The following is a 16,476-nucleotide window of genomic DNA, read 5'->3' on the forward strand; positions in this document are numbered from 1 at the left end:
CCGACTGGCCGGCCGGGGCCTGCCGGGTCAGGACGGCTGCGTCAGGTGCTTGAACGCGTCGAGGTTGTAGGTCGGTTCGCCGCGCGAGACGCGCCAGTCGTACTCGCGCCGGATCGCGCTCGCGAAACCCAGCTCCAGCAGGGTGTTGAAGGCGCCGTCCGCCGCCTCCAGGACCGTGCCGAGCAGCCGGTCCAGCTCCTCCGGGGTGACGACCGACAGCGGGAGGCGGCCCGTCAGGTAGATGTCGCCGAGGCCGTCCACCGCGTAGCTCAGCCCGTACAGCTTGAGGTTGCGCTCCAGCAGCCAGCGGTGGACGGCCGCCTCGTTCTCGTCGGGATGCCGGATCACGAAGGCGTTGACCGAAAGCGAGTGGCGGCCGACCCGGAGCGAGCACGTGGTCCTCAGCTTGCGGGTGCCGGGGAGCTGGACGACGTACGCGCCCGGATCGGGGCTCTCCCAGCTCAGCTCGGCGCCGGTGAGGGCGCTCTCGATGATCGCGCAGGGGTCAGCGTCAGCGTCAGCCATGGTGGGAGCGTACGCGACGGCGGTGATCATGCATCGCCGCCGTGTACACGTCGGCCGTGCCGCTCGCCGCGGTGTCCCAGCCGAAGAACTGCGCGTGCCGCGCGGCCTCGCGGCCCATCCGGTCCGCGAGCCCGGGCTCGTCCACGAAGCGCCGCAGCTCGCGCGCGTAGTCCACCGGGTCGTGCCCGGGTACGAGGATCCCCGTGACGCCGTCGTTGACGGCGACGGGCAGGCCGCCCACCTCCGCGGCCAGGACCGGGGTGCCGGCGGCCTGGGCCTCGATCGCGACGAGCCCGAAGGACTCGCTGTACGAGGGCATCACCAGCACGGACGCCGCCCGGAACCAGTCGGCGAGCCGGTCCTGGCCCACCGGCGGGTGGAAGTGCACGAGGTCGGCGATGCCGAGCCTCGCGGCGAGTTTCTGCAGGCCCTCCGGCTTGGCGAGGCCGCTGCCGCTGGGGCCGCCGACGACGGGGACGAAGAGGCGGCGCCGCAGCGAGGGGTCCCGGTCGACGAGCTCGGCGACGGCGCGCAGCAGGATGTCGGGGGCTTTGAGGGGCTGGATCCGCCCGGCGAAGAGCGGGATGACGGCGTGCTGCGGCAAGCCCAGGCGGGCGCGGGCGGCGGCCCGGCCGTCGCCCACGGTGAAGCGGTCGAGGTTCACGCCGGGGTGGACGACGGCCACCTTGCCGGAGTCGGCCTCGTAGTGCCGGACGAGCTCGTCGGCCTCCTCGGCGGTGTTCGCGATGAGCCGGTCGGCGGCGGCGACGATCTGGGTCTCGCCGATGACGCGGGCGGCGGGCTCGGGGGTGTCGCCCTCGGCCAGCGACGCGTTCTTGACCTTGGCCATGGTGTGCATGGCGTGCACGAGCGGGACGCCCCAGCGCTCGGCGGCGAGCCACCCGACGTGGCCGGAGAGCCAGTAGTGGGAGTGCACGAGGTCGTAGTAGCCGGGGCGGTGGCCGGCCCAGGCCTGCATGACGCCGTGGGTGAAGGCACACAGCTGGGCCGGGAGCTCCTCCTTGGCGAGGCCTTCGTACGGGCCCGCGTCCACGTGCCGTACGAGTACCCCGGGAGCCAGCTCGACCACGGGCGGGAGGCCGCCCTCGGTGGCCCGGGTGAAGATCTCGACCTCGATGTTGATCGCGGCGAGGCGCTTGGCCAGCTCCACTATGTACACGTTCATCCCGCCGGCGTCGCCGGTGCCGGGCTGGTGCAGCGGTGAGGTGTGCACGCTGAGCATGGCCACGCGGCGCGGCTTGCGGTGGTGGCCGACGGCCGGGAGGCGTAGTCGCGGCGGGTCGTGGAGGGTGGAGCGGGCCGCTGCGATGCGGCCGCTGAGACTGCCGCCGAGGCGGGACACGTACTGGCTCAAGGGAGCAGTTCCTCTCGCTCGGGCGACGCTCGGACGGCCTGGCGGACGGCAGGACGACATGCCGGGCGGCATGACGGCACGAGCGCGGTCGGCGCCCTGCAAGGAGTGCAACCCGGACGGCCGTGCCCCGCATTCCGGCGCGCCTGGTTTTCCTCGATGTTTCTCGGGGGCCGCCGGGGGGAAGCGGGGTTTTCATCCGGCGCGGGCCCTCCGCTTACCCTCGGCTCATGGCCTCCCGCAGCACCCCACCCCCGAGCCGCCCTGTGGGCACGGTGACGCGCGGGACGACGAATCCGAACCGGCTGCGCCGGATGGACCGCTGGATCGCGGCCACGCACGGCGCCGCGCTGCGGCGCGCGCCGGCGCCGGTCGCGGTGGACCTCGGCTACGGGGCCGCGCCCTGGACCGCGGTCGAGCTGCTGGCGCGGCTGCGGGAGGCGGCGCCCCGGGTACGGGTGGTCGGCATCGAGATCGAGCCGGCGCGGGTCGCCGGGGCGAAGCCGTACGAGCGGGAGGGGCTGAGCTTCCGGCACGGCGGCTTCGAGGTGCCGCTGGACGGGCCGGGCGGCGGGGAGCGGCCGGCGCTGATCCGCGCGGCGAACGTACTGCGCCAGTACGACGAGGAGCAGGTCGCCGATGTGTGGCGGCGCCTGTGCGCGCGGCTGGCTCCGGACGGGCTGCTGGTGGAGGGGACCTGCGACGAGATCGGGCGGCGGCACGTGTGGGTCGCGCTGGGGCCGGAAGGGGCGCGCACGGTGACCTTCGCGACCCGGCTGGGCTCCCTGGAGCGCCCCTCGGACCTGGCGGAGCGGCTGCCGAAGGCGCTGATCCACCGGAACGTTCCGGGTGAGCCGGTGCACGCGTTCCTGCGCGACTTCGACCGGGCGTGGGCGGCTGCGGCCCCGTACGCCTCGTACGGGGCGCGGCAGCGCTGGATCCGGACGGCGCGGGCGCTGGCGGCTGACTGGCCGCTGGCGGACGGGCCGGGGCGGTGGCGGCAGGGGGAACTGACGGTGCGCTGGGAGGCGTTGCGCCCGCAGGGGTGAACGCGCGGGAACGTGCGGGAACACGGGTGAACGTACGGGAACACGGGTGAACGTGCGGGAACGAGGGTGAATGCGGGTGAATGCGGCGCGCGGGGGGAACCGGTGCCGGGAGCCGCCCGTTGGGTCGTCAGGGGTGGGCGTGGCGGGGTTCTCCGAGGTGGGCGGACAAGCTCGGACCGGGGGAAGGCGCGGGGGTGTCGGAATGCGCGGACTCGTGGCACCATCCCGATGGCAGTGACAAGTTACTGATGAATAGTCAGATCTGATACCGGCTCTGACCGGGGTGTCTGGGGGGACCATGGGGACCGTAAGGCGACGCCGGGGCGGGAGCACGCTCACACTGCTGTGCGCCCTGGCGATACTGAGCGCCCCGGCCTTCGCGGCGGGCACGGCGCATGCGGCGCCGGCGCTTCCCACGGCACCCGCGGCGCCCGTACTGCCCGCCGCACCGGGGGCGCCCGCGGCGCCTGCCGCACCGGCACCCGAGCCGGGCGTCAAGTCCCTGGATCAGGTCCGCAAGGAGATGGAGGACCTCTACCGCCAGGCGGGCACCGCGACGGACGCCTACAACCTCGCCGAGAGCGAGACCAAGGCACAGTCCGCCAAGATCGTCGAGATCGCCAACCTGGTCGTCGCGGGCCGGGAGCGGATCGTCGCCCTGAAGGACCGCGCGGGCGCCGCCGCGCGCGCCCAGTACCGCTCGGGCGGACTGCCGCCGGGCGCGAAGCTGGTGCTGAGCGAGAGCCCGAGCCAGTTCCTCGACGGGGCGAGCCGGCTCCGCCAGGGCGAGAAGGCCACCTCGGACCTGCTCTCCGAACTGGACCGCACTCAGAGCGACTTGCAGCGGTACGCGCAGGAGGCGAGCGAGCGCTGGGCGACGCTGGAGGCCAACCGGGTCAAGCAGGAGGCCTCCAAGAAGCAGATCGAGGAGAAGATCAAGGCGGCGGAGGAGCTGGAGAACAAGCTGGAGGCCGAGGAGAAGGCCCGGCTGATCCAGCTGGAGCAGGAAGCCCAGTACAAGGCGCAGACGGCGTGGCTGTCGACGGGCGCGATGAAGGACGTCAAGGCCTCGGCGACGGATGCCGGGAAGCGGGCCGTCCAGTTCGCCACCGCGCAGATAGGCAAGCCGTACGTCTGGGGCGCGGAGGGACCGGGCTCGTTCGACTGCTCCGGCCTGACCTCCCAGGCCTGGCGCGCGGCGGGCAAGGGGATCCCGCGCACCTCGCAGGAACAGCTGCGGCTGTTGCCGAAGATCGCGCTGAAGGACATGCGTCCGGGCGACCTGATCATCTACTTCGACGACGCGAGCCACGTCGGGATGTACGTCGGCGACGGCGCGATGGTCCACGCCCCGCGCCCCGGCCGGAACGTGACGATGGCAGGCGCGGGCTCCATGCCGATCAAGGCGGTCGTCCGCCCGGACGCGTAGCCGGGGGCCGGCGGCGCCCTTGGCGGCTCCGGCCTGGCCCCGCCCGGGCCCGCGGGCCGGGCAGCGGGGGCGCCCAAGCCGGGTGCGGCGATCCCGCGCGGGGGTGGCGCCCAGGGCGGCCCCGTGCCCGTACCCGAACTGCGGGGCGGGGGTCGCGGCCGTACCGGAGCGGGGGCGGTGCTCGGCGACGGCCCGGGTTCCTTTTCGCCGGACGGGCGTCACCGGCATGCCTCGCGCTCCGTACCGTTCGGGGCGCTCAGGCAACCAACCGCCCGCCCGCGACGTCTCGCTCCACGGGACGGACCACGGCCCCGCCGTGACGTTGGTCATCCAGGAGACCGATTTTCCCCCGCGATAACGGCATATGACGGAGGCCCTGGCCCAGAACGGCATTCCGCTCGCCGGGTGGGGACCGCTAGGGTCGGCGCACGAGCGCACCCTCGGGGGGAGGGAAGGAACCGGAGACGATGCCCGTACCCGTACCGCGGCAGAGGGACGATCCGGCCCAGGAGGGCGGTCAGGCCGTTCTACAGGCCGCCACCACCACGGCGCCGGCGACCCCGCTGACCCTGCTGGTGATCGAGGACGATCCCGCAGGCGGCCTCACCGTCCCCGAGATCCTCGACGCCGACGGCCACCGCATCCGGCTGCGCACCGCCCGCAACCTCACCGAGGCCGCGCGCCTGCTCACGCAGGACGTGCACTGCATCCTGCTCGACCTGTCCCTGCCCGACGCGGCCGCGCGCCCCTCGGGCAGCACCGCCACAGCGACGCCCTCCGCCACCGGAACGGCGACGGCCACGGCCACGGGACCCGCCGCCGGCTCCGGCACCGCCACCGGAACCGGCACCGCCGGCGACCAGCTGGCCGGCCTCCGCCAGGTCCTCCGTATCGCCCCCGGCCATGCCGTCCTCGTCCTCACCACCGAGGCCGACGCCGAGCGCGCCGCCGAGGCCGTCCGGGTCGGCGCCCAGGACTTCCTCTTCCGGGACGAGCTCGACGGCCGGCTGCTGAGCCGCGCCATCCGCTACGCGGTGGAGAGAAAGCGGGCCGACGTCGCCCAGTACAAGCTCGCAGAATCGAAACTGCGCGCCCAGGAGAACGCCCGCCTGGAACGCGGTCTGCTCCCCACGCCCCTCCTTGAGGGCTCCGACCTCCGCTTCGCCGCCCGCTACCGCCCGGGCCGCAGCCGCGCCCTTCTCGGCGGCGACTTCTACGACACCGTCCGCACCCCCGACGGCACCGTCCACGCCATGATCGGCGACGTCTGCGGCCACGGCCCCGACGAAGCGGCCCTCGGCGTCGAGCTGCGCATCGCCTGGCGCGCCCTCACCCTGGCCGGCCTGAGCGGTGATGATCTCCTCGCCACCCTCCAGCAGGTCCTGGAGGTGGAACGCCCCTGCGACGAGATCTTCGCGACGCTGTGCACCGTCGACATCGCCCCGGACGGCCGCCGCGCGGGCCTGTGCCTGGCCGGGCATCCCGCCCCGCTGATCTCCCGCCCGGGCGGACCCGCACGACTGCTCCCGTACGAGAACAGCGGCCCGGCTCTCGGACTGCTTCCGCGCGCCCGCTGGCCCCGCCGACAGGTGGAGCTCGGCGGCACCTGGAGCCTGATGCTCTACACGGACGGCCTGATCGAGGGCCGCATCGGCGCGGGCAAGGAGCGCCTCGGCCAGGACGGCATGGTCGAGATGATCAACCGCCATCTGGACCGCGGTCTGAGCGGCGAGAGCCTGCTGGAGGCCTCGGTCACCGAGGCGCGCCGCCTCAACGGCGGCGAGCTGACCGACGACGTGGCCGTCGTCCTGCTCTCCCGCGCCGCAGGCTGACCGGTTCAGGGCCCGCATCAGAGCCGGATCAGAGCGCGGAACCGAGCCCAGACCGGAGCGGGATCAGAACGCGGACCCGAGCCAGACCGGAGCAGGTCACAGCCCAGGACGGCTGAGGGACGGCGCGGGCCGAGTGCCGCGACGGCCAGGCGCCGGGCGGAGCGCCTACCGACCGCCGTTGTAGGGCCCGTACGGCCCGTCGCTGCTGCTGCCGCCGCTGCGCCGGCCGCCACCCGCGACCCGCTTGAGGGCCGGGCGCACGTCGACGAAGAACACGATGGTCGCGACCAGGCCGGCGATCTGCAGGAACAGCATCCCCAGGAAGAAGTCCACCAGGACGGTGATGCCGAGGATGACCAGCCAGAAGGTCTTGGTCTGCTTGTCGGCAGCCCGGTACGCGTCCTCGCGCGCCAGCAGCGCGAACACGAAGGCCACCACGGCGAGGACCAGCATGGCGAGCCCGAGCAGCGGGATCACGCCTCGATCGAACCCGTCCATCAACATCGCTTCGCCCGCCTTCTCCTGCTCCGCACGTGCTGCGCACGCCTGATGGCGCCTGCCTCCACGCTACCGGCACAGCAGGCCCTCAAGAACGCCAACGGGCCGGACACCCTCAAGGTGCCCGGCCCGCCGTCGCTCATGCGGTTCAGCTCGCGTCGCCCTCGGAGACGGCGGCCTTCTTGGCCGTGCTCTTGCGCGCGGTGGTCTTCTTGGCCGCGGGCTTCTCCTCGGCGGCGGCCTCGACCGCCGGCGAGGCCGCCGGCTCGGCCTTGGGCTGGGCCACCGGCTCCGCCACCGGCTCGGTCTTGGGCTCGGCGCCGCCCTTGGGCTCGACGGCCACGGCGATGTCCACGATCTCCTCGGAGACCTCGCCCCGCCAGGCCCGTACGGCCTGCTCGCCGTGCTCGGCGACCTTGTCGTAGGTCTCCTTGGCGCGTACGGCGTACTCGGCGGCCACACCGACACCGCGCAGCGCCAGGTCCTGGGCGGTCTCCCCGAGCTTCTTCGGGTCGATCGCGCCGAACACCTCGGCGACCTTGGCGGCGACCGCCTCCTGCGCCTCCTTGGCCTTCTCCTGCACGACCTTCGGGTCGGTGTTCTTCACTGCCTCGATGCGCGCGGGGGCCTCGGCACGCAGCTGCTCGATGAGCCCCGGCACCTTCTTGGCCTGCTGCACGGCGAGGTCGGCGGTGCCGGCGGCGAAGTAGAGCGGCGTCGGGTCGGTGAGGGTCTTCTTCAGGTCATCGGCGATGGCCATGTGCTGGTCCTCCCGGATCAAGTTCAGTTCGTCTTCGACGGCATCTCGTCATCGAGCGCGTTTTCCTTGCGGAACGACTCGTAGATCTGGAGCAGCACTTGCTTCTGCCGCTCGTTGATGGACGGGTCGGCGAGGATGACGGCGCGCGTCTCCACCTCGTCCCGGTCCCGCTCATCCAGGATCCCGGCCTGCACGTACAGCGTCTCCGCGGAGATCCGCAGCGCCTTGGCCAGCTGCTGCAGGATGTCCGCGCTCGGCTTGCGCAGCCCGCGCTCGATCTGGCTCAGGTACGGATTCGACACCCCCGCCGCCTCGGCCAGCTGCCGCAGCGAAAGCTGGGCCTGCCGCCGTTGCTCACGGAGAAACTCGCCGAGATTTCCGACGTTGAGCGATGCCATGCCTCGATCCTGCCGCACCTTGCTAACTATTGCAAGCAGCCGCTTGCAATAGCTCCCACCGCGGTCCGGACCACGGGCTGGCGTCTCTGCCCCGATCGAGGAGAGCGAGGCGGTGGGAGTCAACGCCCAACTGCCAAAGTTGATCAAGGCGATGGCCGACCGCTCGATCGCCGCCGGACACGGTGGGGAGCAGTACCCCGTGCTGATCGAAGAGTTCGGCAAACCCCGCGCGGACTGACTGCCCGAGCAGTCACACGTACGGGCGCCGGGGCGCCACGCCTGCCCAGGCGGAGGCCTCCATGCGGGTCTACGCTGGCCGTGGGATCTTGTCCTCGTCTGGCAGGAGGCCTGCCATGAGGTACTCGCACACGCGGTTGCGCAGGTCATGTGTGGCATGCGCCGCGGCCGGGCTGCTGGCCGTACCGGCGTCCGCGGGGGTGGCGTACGCGGAACGCGCCCCGACCCCCACCCCCACGGCATCGGCACCCGCCACGCCCTCCCCCGACGGCGCCTTCACCGAGCTGACCCCGGCCGTCGCCCGCCAGCTGGACGCGGCCGTGCGGCAGGTCATGCGTGAGGCGCAGGTGCCGGGCGTGATGGTCGGGCTGTGGACCCCGGACAAGGGGAGCTACGTACGGGCGTTCGGCGTGGCGGACAAGAGCACCGGCCAACCGATGACGACCGGGCTCAACATGCGCATCGGCAGTGAGACCAAGACCTTCACCGTGACCGCCCTGCTGGAACTGGTCGATCAGGGCAAGGTGGGCCTCGACGATCCGATCGCGAAGTACGTGGACGGCGTCCCCAACGGGGACGAGATCACGCTGCGCGATCTGGCGGGCATGCGCAGCGGACTCTTCAACTACTCCATGGACGAGGACTTCTTCGAGGCGCTGACCTCCGACCCCCGACGGCCCTTCACCCCGCAGCAGTTGCTGTCCTACTCCTTCAAGCACCCGGTGCAGTTCCAGCCCGGCGAGAAGTTCGAGTACTCCAACACCAACCTGATCCTGGTCGGCCTGGTGGTGGAGAAGGCCGGGGGCCAGCCGCTCCACGAGTTCATCGAGCAGCACGTACTGGAGCCGGCGGGCCTGCACCGCACCGTCTTCCCGGCCGATGCCGCGTTCCCCGAACCGCACGCGCACGGCTACACCAACCAGACCGCCTCCGGCAAGACCGAGGACGCGACGGACTGGAACCCCTCCTGGGGCTGGGCGGCCGGGGCCATGATCTCCGACCTGCACGACTTGCGCAGCTGGGCGCGCACCCTCGCCCAAGGCACCTTGCTCACCCCGGCGACCCAGGCGGAACGCCTGAAGACCGGCCCCACCGAAATCCCCGGCGCCGGTTACGGCCTCGGCATCTTCAACGTGCAGGGCTGGATCGGCCACAACGGCTCACTGCCGGGCTACGAGTCGCTGGTCGTCTACCTCCCGGAGTCGCGGGCCACGATGGTGGTGCTCCTCAACACGGACATCCTCCACGGCGGTTCGGAACCGAGCACCTCCTTCGGCCAGGCGATCACCCGCATAGTGACCCCGGACCACGTCTACAACCTCCCGTCCCAGCCGGTGGCGCGCTGATCGACGCCCGGTCCGGGGGCGTGTCCGTACGCGCTCACGTCCGCGCCCGTACCGGCCTCCGCAGCAGGTAGACGGCCGCGGTCGAGACCAGGGCGGCCATGCAGGCGATGAACACGAGCCCCGCCCCCTCCAGGCCGATGGGACCCGCCAGGACCCCCACACCGATCACCGGTACCGAGATACCCGCGTACGCCACGACGAACAGCGTCGAGATCACCGCCGCGCGCCGGTCCGCGGGAGACGCCTCGGCCACCGCGGCCAGCGCCCCGCGAAACGCCAGCCCCTGCCCGGCCCCGCCGACGAGCGCGCTCAGCACCACCAGCGGCAACAGGTCCCACCGCAGCGCGCCCGCGAGCAGCGCCAGCCCGGCGAAGAGCCCGGCGCAGCCCAGCGGCAGCGACCGCTCCACCCCGACCCGGCCGACCGCCAGCTGCCCGGCGGTCGAGGCGAAGAAGGCCAGTGCGACGACCAGCCCGCTCACGGCGTGGTTGTGGACGTCCAGGGACTGCGCGAGGAACGCCGGGCTGACCGACGTGAACACCCCGAACAGTGCGAACCCCACGAACGACGCGGTCGCCGCGGGCCCGAACACCGGCCGCACCTGCGGCGGCAGCCCGGGCCGCTGCGGCCGTACGGTGCGCAGCGGCCGCCGCTCCCGCAGGGTCTCCGGAAGCCACAGCAGGACGGCGGCCGAGCCGGCCAACAGGGCGAGGTGCACGGCGAACGGCAGGTACAGCGGCCAGGCCGCGTACTGCGCGAGCAGGCCGGCGAGCAGCGGTCCGCAGCCCAGCCCGCCCATGTTGGCGGCCGTCGCCACGAACGTGGCCCGGGAGCCGCCGCCGTACGGCGCCAGCTCCATCACGTACACGGTGGCGGCCCCGGTGAACAGGCCCGCGGACAGTCCCGACAGCAGCCGCCCCGCATACAGCCACTCCAGCCCGGTGGCGCACAGGAAGCAGACGGCGCTCGCCGCAGCGCATCCCAGGCCCGCCAGCAGCACCGGCCGCCTGCCCACGGTGTCCGAGGCGTTGCCCGCCAGCAGCAGCACGCCGATGACCCCGAAGGCGTACACGGCGTACACGACGGTCACCATCAGCTCGGAGAAGCCGAACTTCTCCTGGTAAAGGCCGTAGAGCGGGGTCGGCAGCGTGGTACCGGCCATGCACACCGCGAACACCGCTCCGCCGAGCGAACACTGGCGCCACCCTCGGCGATCACGGTCCATGCCGCCGACGGTAACCCCGCAAGGCGCCCCGGGGCGGGGCAACATGCCCGGCGCGCCGCCGGGAGCGGCCCGGTCCGCGTCGGCAGGGGCAGGCCGCGCGGTCAGCCGGAGCCACCGCCGGATACCCGGCCGACCGCACCGATCGCCACCGTCGCGCACAGCTCCTCCGAGGTGACCACCCGCACCGCGAGGCCCGCCGCCGTCAGGGCCGAAGCCGTCGCCGGGCACTGGCGCGCGCTCGTCTCGATCAGCAGGTGGCCGCCGGGAGCCAGCCACGGCAGGGCGCCCGCCGCCACCCGGCGGTGGATGTCCAGGCCGTCCGCGCCCCCGTCCAGGGAGACCAGCGGCTCGTGGTCGCGGGCCTCGGACGGCATGAGCCCGATCTCCTCCGTCGGGACGTACGGGGCGTTGACCACCAGCACGTCGACCCGGCCCCGCAGGGACGCGGGCAGGGGCGCGTACAGGTCGCCCTCCCACACCGTGCCCCCGTACGGCGCCACGTTGCGCCGCGCGTACGCCAGCGCCGCGGGGTCGATGTCCGCCGCGTGCAGTTCCACCCCGCCCGGCACCCGGGCCGCGACCGCCGCGCCCAGGGCGCCGACTCCGCAGCACAGGTCCAGGACCACCGCGCCGGGCGGGGCCAGCGCCGCCGCCTCCCCGACCAGGAACTCGGTGCGGCGGCGCGGCACGAAGGCCCCCTCCCCCACCTCCATGCGCAGCCCGCAGAACTCCGCCCAGCCGACGACGTGTTCCAGGGGTTCGCCGGCGACCCGGCGGCCCAGCAGGTCCGCCAGGTGGCCGTCGTCCCGGGCGGCGCCGGTGAGCAGTTCCGCCTCCTCCTCCGCGAAGACGCAGCCCGCCGCGCGCAGCCGTTCCACGAGTGACGCCGAATCCGTCAAATACCTCAGTCCTCAGTCGTTTCCGGTCTCTGCTGTCCGCTGTTGCTGTCAATGGTCCGCTGCCAACGGTCCGCTGCCGGGGCTCAGAAGACGTCCGGGCACCACGGCCGGCGCGCGGTATGGAACACCGCGTCCGCGAGCGCGAGCGCCCCCGCCCGCTCCTCCGCCACCCGGCCGAGCGCGGCCAGCCGTACCGCCGACTCGTCGCCGAGGTACAGCGAGCCCAGCGCGCCCACGTCCAGCCGCAGGTCCGCCGCCTCCCCGCTCGGCGCGCACTCCCCGGTGCCCGCGTCCAGCCGGTAGCGGCCGTCCGCCAGGCCCGCCGGGTCGGTCACCTCCAGTACGAGGATCCCGGGTACGGCGTACGTCCGCGCCCGCAGCGCCCGTACGACGTCCAGCAGCCGCACCCACAGGAAGTCCGCGGAGGTCACCGGCCTGGCCGCGCGCGGGTCGGGCAGCAGGTGCGGGACGAGGTCGTCGGGGGCCCGGTAGCCGGTGCGGACCTTCATCACCCAGTCGATGGAGCACAGGAAGTGCCACAGCGCCCGCTGTGCGTCGGGGGTGGCCGCGATCAGGCCCTTCACCTGCACGGTGTTCTGCGGAATCTTCGCATCCGCCCAGTGGTCGTCCGCCTGGTACGCGGCCAGCCCGGCCACCTGGCCCGCCGCCGTGCGGTACACGGCGTGGAACTTCTCCTGGTACGGGCGGTGCGACAGCTCTTCCAGGCCGGTCGCCAGGGACCACCACCGCTCGTCCCGGTTCACCATGCCGTGTGTGACCGCCCGCAGCCGCTCGTGCAGTGCCGGGCCCACCCGCCGGATCTCGGCCGCGTCCACCAGCTCGATCCGCCCGCCGTCCGCCGGCGCCGACCAGCGGGGGTCCAGTCCGGCACGCGGTACGTCGATCTCCCATTCCGAGACGGAGGTGGCGGGCCCGTATCCGTACCGCCCGTAGATCGGGTACTCGGCGGCGATCAGCGTCGACAGCACGTCACCGCGGGCCTTCGCGGCCGCCAGCTCGGCGGCCATCATCCGCGACAGCAGGCCCTGGCGGCGGTGCGTGGGCAGCACGGCGACATTGGAGACCGCGCTGGAGGCGACGGCCGCCCCGCCGGGCACGGTCAGCTCCTGCGCGAAGGAGCGGAAGGCCGCCACGCAGCGGCCGGTGCCGGTGTCGAAAGCGCCCTGGATACGGGCGAGATCGCTGTACTTGGCCCGCTGGGCGACGTCGGACCGCGTCACCGTGGCCGGGCTCAGGAACCCCGTGTTCAGGGCCCGCAGCCAGTCGGGGAGTTCGGATTCGGCGATCGGCCGGACATCAGCACTCATAGCCGGTCACGGTAATGCGCCCGCCCGGCGCCGGTCGCCCGATTTTCCGCCCCCGGGTCCTCACGCCAGCAGGTCGTCCACCTGCGCCTCGCCCTCCCGGTACCGCCTGGTGATCTCCGCGCTGCAGTCGTCCGCCGTGCGCTGGAGCTGCTGCCGCCGCCGCGAGACCTGCTGTTCGTACCGCACCAGCCGGCCCAGCCCGTCGTGCAGTTCACCGTCCGTGCGGGCCGCCAGGTCGGACAGCTCCACGTCGGCCAGCATCTCCGCCGCCAGCAGCCGGTACTCCTCGCTGTGCGGGGTGCCGAGCGTGACGTGACGGGCGGAGGCGCTCCGGCTGGAGGGGGCGTCGGCCAGGATCTCCGACAGCCGGTCCACCACCGGTGCCTCCGGGTCGGTACGCCGGGCCAGTTCGGCGCGCAGGATGTCGATGCGGCCCTGGAGCAGCCGGCGTACATAGCTCAGATCGGCCTCGTCGCGCTGCGCGTCGCGGCGCAGGGCGCGCAGTTCCGGGAGTCCGAGCGCGCTGGTCGGGCTCGCCGGCTCGTGCGTTTCGGCCGTGCGCTGCGCGGGTGGTCGTAGTACCGCAGCGGACATGGAAGCGGGTGATGCAGGTACGGAGGTACCAGAAGTATTCATACGAGCGAGTCCGTCCCCTCGACCGGTGCGGCGCACCCGCACCGCGTGCGTGCATCGTGCCACTCTCCGTGGCCCCGATGCAGTCCTCCTCCACCCGATCGGCCCCGGACGGGTGCACGCCTGGTACACAGGTGGTATGCGAGCAGTGGTGCAGAGGGTGGACGGCGCGAGCGTCGTCGTGGCCGGCGAGACCGTCGGCGAGATCGTCGGCGAGGGACTGTGCGTGCTGGTGGGGGTGACCCACGACGACACGCCCGAGAAGGCGGCGCAGCTGGCGCGCAAGCTGTGGTCCGTACGGATCCTGGACGGCGAGAAGTCCTGCAGCGACAACGGCGCACCGCTGCTGGTGATCTCCCAGTTCACGCTCTACGGGGACGCCCGCAAGGGCCGCCGTCCCACCTGGAACGCGGCCGCGCCGGGCGAGGTCGCCGAGCCGCTGGTCGACGAGGTCGTGGCGCAGCTGCGCGCACTGGGGGCGACGGTGGAGACGGGCCGGTTCGGCGCGGACATGCGGGTCTCGCTCACCAACCACGGCCCGTTCACCATCGTCATCGACGTCTAGGCCGACCAGCGCCGCGGCTGTGACCGGTCCCACCGCTACGGCTGTGACCGGGCCACTGCTACGGCGCTACGACGACCTCCTGCGCGGCGGCCGTGGCTCCGGCCAGCAGCGGGGCGTCGACCGGCACGTTCCGCTTGACCAGCGCGAGCGCGATCGGGCCCAGCTCGTGGTGGCGGACCGCGGTGGTCACGAAGCCCAGCTGGCGGCCCTCCTCCCCGTCGGCCGCGAGCCGGACCGGTGCGCCGTGCGCCGGCAGCAGCACCTCGGAGCCGTCCAGGTGCAGGAAGACCAGGCGGCGCGGGGGCTTGCCCAGGTTGTGGACGCGGGCCACCGTCTCCTGGCCCCGGTAGCAGCCCTTCTGCAGGTGCACGGCGGTGCCGATCCAGCCGAGCTCGTGCGGGATGGTGCGGTGGTCGGTCTCCAGGCCGAGCCGCGGCCGGTGCGCCTCGACGCGCAGGGCCTCGTAGGCGAGGAGGCCCGCGGCCGGGCCGTGCGCGACGGCGAAGGCCTCCAGTTCGGCGCGGGGCAGGAAGACGTCACGGCCGTGCGCGGTCTCCCGTACGGCGTACTCCTTGGGGACCTCGGCGATGGAACCGGCCGGCAGGTGCACGACCGCGAACTCCTCGGAGCGGTCGGCGACTTCGACGCGGTAGAAGAACTTCATGGACTCCAGGTAGGCGATCAGCTCACCCTGGGTGCCCGGCTCCACGTGCGCCCACGTGGTCTCGCCGTCGTCCACCAGGTAGAGCGCGTGCTCGATGTGGCCGTTGGCGGAGAGGATCAGCGCCTCGGTGGCCTGCCCGGCGGGCAGTTCGGTGAGGTGCTGGGTCAGCAGCAGGTGCAGCCAGCTCAGCCGCTCCGGTCCGGTCACGGTGACGACTCCGCGGTGCGAGAGGTCGACGAAGCCGCGACCGGCCGCGAGGGCGCGCTGTTCGCCGTACAGCTCTCCGTAGTGGGCGGCGACGCCCTCGTCGCGGCCTTCGGCCTGCACGGCGCCGGGGAGATGGAGCAAGGGGCTGGTCATGGGACCAAGCCTACGACGACCCTGCTACGCCTGACCGGCACGGTGTTCGGCAGCACACTTCTTGCAGAGTCCGAAGATCGCGAAGTGCTTCATGTCGGTCTCGAAACCGAAGCTGGTACGGAGCTTCGCGGTGAACTCGGCCGCGATGTCCACGTCCGCCTCGATCACCTCGGTGCAGTCACGGCAAACCAGGTGGATGTGGTGGTGCCGGTCGGCGAGGTGGTAGGTCGGAGCCCCGTGTCCGAGGTGGGCGTGCGAGACGAGCCCGAGCTCCTCCAGGAGCTCCAGCGTCCGGTAGACGGTCGAGATGTTGACCCCGGAGGCGGTCTTGCGCACCTGGGCGAGGATCTCGTCCGGGCTGGCGTGTTCCAGCGTGTCGACCGCTTCCAGCACGAGCTGGCGCTGCGGAGTCAGCCGGTAACCGCGTCGGCGCAGGTCGGTCTTCCAGTCGGTGTCGGCGCCCTGGCCGCCCGCAGTGCCTTGGCTGCCTTCGGTGCCTTCGGTGCCCTCTGCGCTCTCGGTGCTCACCACCCGGCCAGTGTAAGCACGCGAAGGGGACCGCGGGGGGCCGCGGTCCCTACTCGCACACCCGGTGGAATGACCTGGTCCGGAGGATCGGCGATCGGCGACCGGCGATCGGCGACCGGCGACCGGCGACCGGCGACCGGCGGAGGGTCAGCGGAAGAAGGCGATGCCGTCGTCCGGCATGTCCGGGAGGTTGCGCGCCATCTCGGCGACCTCCTCGGGCGTGACGACCTTCTTCAGCTGGGCCGACATGTACGGACGCAGCTCGACGTCCGGGGTGGCCTTCTCGCCGACCCACATCAGGTCGCTCTTCACGTAGCCGTAGAGCCGCTTGCCGCCGCTGTACGGGCTCGAGCCGGCGGTGCGGGCGACCGCGTCGGTGGCCACGTCGATCTGGGGCTTCTGATCGGCGAGCTCGCCGTACCAGACCTCGATGACGCCCTGGTCGCGGACCATGACGATCTCGACCTTGCGGTCCTTGTCGATGCGCCAGTAACCCGATTCGGACTCCAGCGGACGCACCTTGTTGCCCTCGGCGTCGAGGACCCAGGTACGGGACGTGTACTCCAGGAAGTCCCGGCCGTCGTGGGTGAAGACGACCTCCTGGCCGAAGTTGCACTTCTCTTCACCGGGGAAGTCGAAGACGCCCGCGCCCTCCCAGTTGCCGAGGAGGAAGGCGAGGGGGACGAGGCCCGGGTTCAGGTCGGACGGGATCTGGATCATGGATGGCTGCTCAGCTCAGGCGATCTGTGGGAGGGGTTCCGGGGCGGTCGGCCGGCCGGCGCTCAGCGCTGGCCCTGGTACAGCTTCTTCACGGCCAGGCCGGTGAAG

At 72.7% G+C, this 16,476-nt stretch carries 17 protein-coding genes and 1 pseudogene; 6 read left to right on the forward strand and 12 right to left on the reverse strand.

Translation table 11 applies throughout. The features are described 5' to 3' along the window. Positions 1-27 precede the first annotated feature (27 nt). Together ABZX75_RS09370 and mshA are read right to left on the reverse strand one after the other, a co-directional pair. The gene (locus ABZX75_RS09370) at positions 28-525 is read right to left on the reverse strand and encodes a YbjN domain-containing protein (RefSeq protein WP_355409506.1); all 498 of its coding nucleotides are present in this window, start codon (positions 523-525) and stop codon (positions 28-30) included. Next, entirely contained in the window at positions 518-1,855 is a 1,338-nt protein-coding gene (gene mshA / locus ABZX75_RS09375) for a D-inositol-3-phosphate glycosyltransferase (protein WP_355409606.1), read from the reverse strand. Before mshA ends, ABZX75_RS09370 begins: the two co-directional genes overlap by 8 nt. A gap of 272 nt (positions 1,856-2,127) precedes the next feature. On the opposite strand from mshA, the gene ABZX75_RS09380 reads away from it, so the two are divergent. From ABZX75_RS09380 to ABZX75_RS09390, 3 genes are all read left to right on the forward strand, one after another. After that, a complete protein-coding gene (locus ABZX75_RS09380) occupies positions 2,128-2,946 on the forward strand; it encodes a class I SAM-dependent methyltransferase (protein WP_355409508.1) in 819 nt (272 codons plus the stop codon). A gap of 298 nt (positions 2,947-3,244) precedes the next feature. Continuing rightward, complete coding sequence (locus ABZX75_RS09385) at positions 3,245-4,375, forward strand: NlpC/P60 family protein (RefSeq protein ID WP_355409510.1); 1,131 nt, start codon at positions 3,245-3,247, stop codon at positions 4,373-4,375. 467 nt (positions 4,376-4,842) lie between these two features. Then, positions 4,843-6,207 (forward strand): PP2C family protein-serine/threonine phosphatase, encoded by a 1,365-nt coding sequence (locus tag ABZX75_RS09390; RefSeq protein WP_355409512.1) that lies wholly within the window; start codon positions 4,843-4,845, stop codon positions 6,205-6,207. A gap of 165 nt (positions 6,208-6,372) precedes the next feature. On the opposite strand, the gene ABZX75_RS09395 is transcribed toward ABZX75_RS09390, so the two are convergent. From ABZX75_RS09395 to ABZX75_RS09405, 3 genes are all read right to left on the reverse strand, one after another. Continuing rightward, entirely contained in the window at positions 6,373-6,711 is a 339-nt protein-coding gene (locus ABZX75_RS09395) for a DUF2516 family protein (protein ID WP_355409514.1), read from the reverse strand. 142 nt (positions 6,712-6,853) lie between these two features. Then, on the reverse strand, positions 6,854-7,465 hold the full coding sequence (locus tag ABZX75_RS09400) for a hypothetical protein (RefSeq protein WP_355409516.1): 612 nt from the start codon (positions 7,463-7,465) through the stop codon (positions 6,854-6,856). Between the two features lie 23 nt (positions 7,466-7,488). Further along, positions 7,489-7,863 carry a helix-turn-helix transcriptional regulator gene (locus ABZX75_RS09405; RefSeq protein ID WP_355409518.1) on the reverse strand — a complete coding sequence of 125 codons (375 nt, stop codon included), beginning with the start codon at positions 7,861-7,863 and terminating at the stop codon, positions 7,489-7,491. A 91-nt stretch (positions 7,864-7,954) separates the two neighbouring features. Between ABZX75_RS09405 and ABZX75_RS09410 the strand changes: the two are divergent. Further along, a pseudogene (locus tag ABZX75_RS09410) lies at positions 7,955-8,101 on the forward strand (NAD(P)-dependent oxidoreductase); the annotation flags it as partial. Positions 8,102-8,216: 115 nt separating this feature from the next. Then, positions 8,217-9,446 carry a serine hydrolase domain-containing protein gene (locus ABZX75_RS09415; protein ID WP_355409520.1) on the forward strand — a complete coding sequence of 410 codons (1,230 nt, stop codon included), beginning with the start codon at positions 8,217-8,219 and terminating at the stop codon, positions 9,444-9,446. A 34-nt stretch (positions 9,447-9,480) separates the two neighbouring features. Here ABZX75_RS09415 and ABZX75_RS09420 read toward each other — a convergent pair whose 3' ends face one another. The 4 genes from ABZX75_RS09420 to ABZX75_RS09435 all read right to left on the reverse strand — a co-directional run bounded on the left by ABZX75_RS09420 (position 9,481) and on the right by ABZX75_RS09435 (position 13,492). Next, entirely contained in the window at positions 9,481-10,671 is a 1,191-nt protein-coding gene (locus ABZX75_RS09420) for an MFS transporter (protein WP_355409522.1), read from the reverse strand. 101 nt (positions 10,672-10,772) lie between these two features. Beyond that, positions 10,773-11,579, reverse strand: coding sequence for a putative protein N(5)-glutamine methyltransferase (locus ABZX75_RS09425; RefSeq protein ID WP_355409607.1), 807 nt, complete (start codon positions 11,577-11,579; stop codon positions 10,773-10,775). Positions 11,580-11,653: 74 nt separating this feature from the next. After that, the gene (locus ABZX75_RS09430; RefSeq protein ID WP_355409524.1) at positions 11,654-12,898 is read right to left on the reverse strand and encodes a GNAT family N-acetyltransferase; all 1,245 of its coding nucleotides are present in this window, start codon (positions 12,896-12,898) and stop codon (positions 11,654-11,656) included. 60 nt (positions 12,899-12,958) lie between these two features. Beyond that, positions 12,959-13,492 (reverse strand): ABC transporter substrate-binding protein, encoded by a 534-nt coding sequence (locus tag ABZX75_RS09435; RefSeq protein ID WP_355409526.1) that lies wholly within the window; start codon positions 13,490-13,492, stop codon positions 12,959-12,961. Positions 13,493-13,670: 178 nt separating this feature from the next. Between ABZX75_RS09435 and dtd the strand changes: the two genes are divergently transcribed. Next, a complete protein-coding gene (gene dtd / locus ABZX75_RS09440) occupies positions 13,671-14,096 on the forward strand; it encodes a D-aminoacyl-tRNA deacylase (protein WP_355409528.1) in 426 nt (141 codons plus the stop codon). Between the two features lie 58 nt (positions 14,097-14,154). Here the strand turns inward: dtd and ABZX75_RS09445 are convergent, their stop codons facing one another. From ABZX75_RS09445 to ABZX75_RS09455, 3 genes are all read right to left on the reverse strand, one after another. Then, the gene (locus ABZX75_RS09445) at positions 14,155-15,120 is read right to left on the reverse strand and encodes a folate-binding protein (RefSeq protein ID WP_355409530.1); all 966 of its coding nucleotides are present in this window, start codon (positions 15,118-15,120) and stop codon (positions 14,155-14,157) included. Between the two features lie 24 nt (positions 15,121-15,144). Then, entirely contained in the window at positions 15,145-15,555 is a 411-nt protein-coding gene (locus ABZX75_RS09450; protein ID WP_355409608.1) for a transcriptional repressor, read from the reverse strand. A gap of 240 nt (positions 15,556-15,795) precedes the next feature. Beyond that, entirely contained in the window at positions 15,796-16,368 is a 573-nt protein-coding gene (locus tag ABZX75_RS09455; protein WP_355409532.1) for an FABP family protein, read from the reverse strand. Positions 16,369-16,476 lie beyond the last annotated feature (108 nt).

The sequence above is a fragment of the Streptomyces sp. NPDC003038 genome, assembly GCF_040611115.1.
Classification (GTDB): domain Bacteria; phylum Actinomycetota; class Actinomycetes; order Streptomycetales; family Streptomycetaceae; genus Streptomyces.

What these genes read in the sequence shown, in the direction of transcription:
- ABZX75_RS09370 (WP_355409506.1), bottom strand. Translation starts at nt 525, where the DNA reads ATGGCTGACGCTGACGCTGACCCCTGCGCGATCATCGAGAGCGCCCTC.
- ABZX75_RS09380 (WP_355409508.1), top strand. Translation starts at nt 2,128, where the DNA reads ATGGCCTCCCGCAGCACCCCACCCCCGAGCCGCCCTGTGGGCACGGTG.
- ABZX75_RS09385 (WP_355409510.1), top strand. Translation starts at nt 3,245, where the DNA reads ATGGGGACCGTAAGGCGACGCCGGGGCGGGAGCACGCTCACACTGCTG.
- ABZX75_RS09390 (WP_355409512.1), top strand. Translation starts at nt 4,843, where the DNA reads ATGCCCGTACCCGTACCGCGGCAGAGGGACGATCCGGCCCAGGAGGGC.
- ABZX75_RS09395 (WP_355409514.1), bottom strand. Translation starts at nt 6,711, where the DNA reads ATGTTGATGGACGGGTTCGATCGAGGCGTGATCCCGCTGCTCGGGCTC.
- ABZX75_RS09400 (WP_355409516.1), bottom strand. Translation starts at nt 7,465, where the DNA reads ATGGCCATCGCCGATGACCTGAAGAAGACCCTCACCGACCCGACGCCG.
- ABZX75_RS09405 (WP_355409518.1), bottom strand. Translation starts at nt 7,863, where the DNA reads ATGGCATCGCTCAACGTCGGAAATCTCGGCGAGTTTCTCCGTGAGCAA.
- ABZX75_RS09415 (WP_355409520.1), top strand. Translation starts at nt 8,217, where the DNA reads ATGAGGTACTCGCACACGCGGTTGCGCAGGTCATGTGTGGCATGCGCC.
- ABZX75_RS09420 (WP_355409522.1), bottom strand. Translation starts at nt 10,671, where the DNA reads ATGGACCGTGATCGCCGAGGGTGGCGCCAGTGTTCGCTCGGCGGAGCG.
- ABZX75_RS09430 (WP_355409524.1), bottom strand. Translation starts at nt 12,898, where the DNA reads ATGAGTGCTGATGTCCGGCCGATCGCCGAATCCGAACTCCCCGACTGG.
- ABZX75_RS09435 (WP_355409526.1), bottom strand. Translation starts at nt 13,492, where the DNA reads ATGTCCGCTGCGGTACTACGACCACCCGCGCAGCGCACGGCCGAAACG.
- dtd (WP_355409528.1), top strand. Translation starts at nt 13,671, where the DNA reads ATGCGAGCAGTGGTGCAGAGGGTGGACGGCGCGAGCGTCGTCGTGGCC.
- ABZX75_RS09445 (WP_355409530.1), bottom strand. Translation starts at nt 15,120, where the DNA reads ATGACCAGCCCCTTGCTCCATCTCCCCGGCGCCGTGCAGGCCGAAGGC.
- ABZX75_RS09455 (WP_355409532.1), bottom strand. Translation starts at nt 16,368, where the DNA reads ATGATCCAGATCCCGTCCGACCTGAACCCGGGCCTCGTCCCCCTCGCC.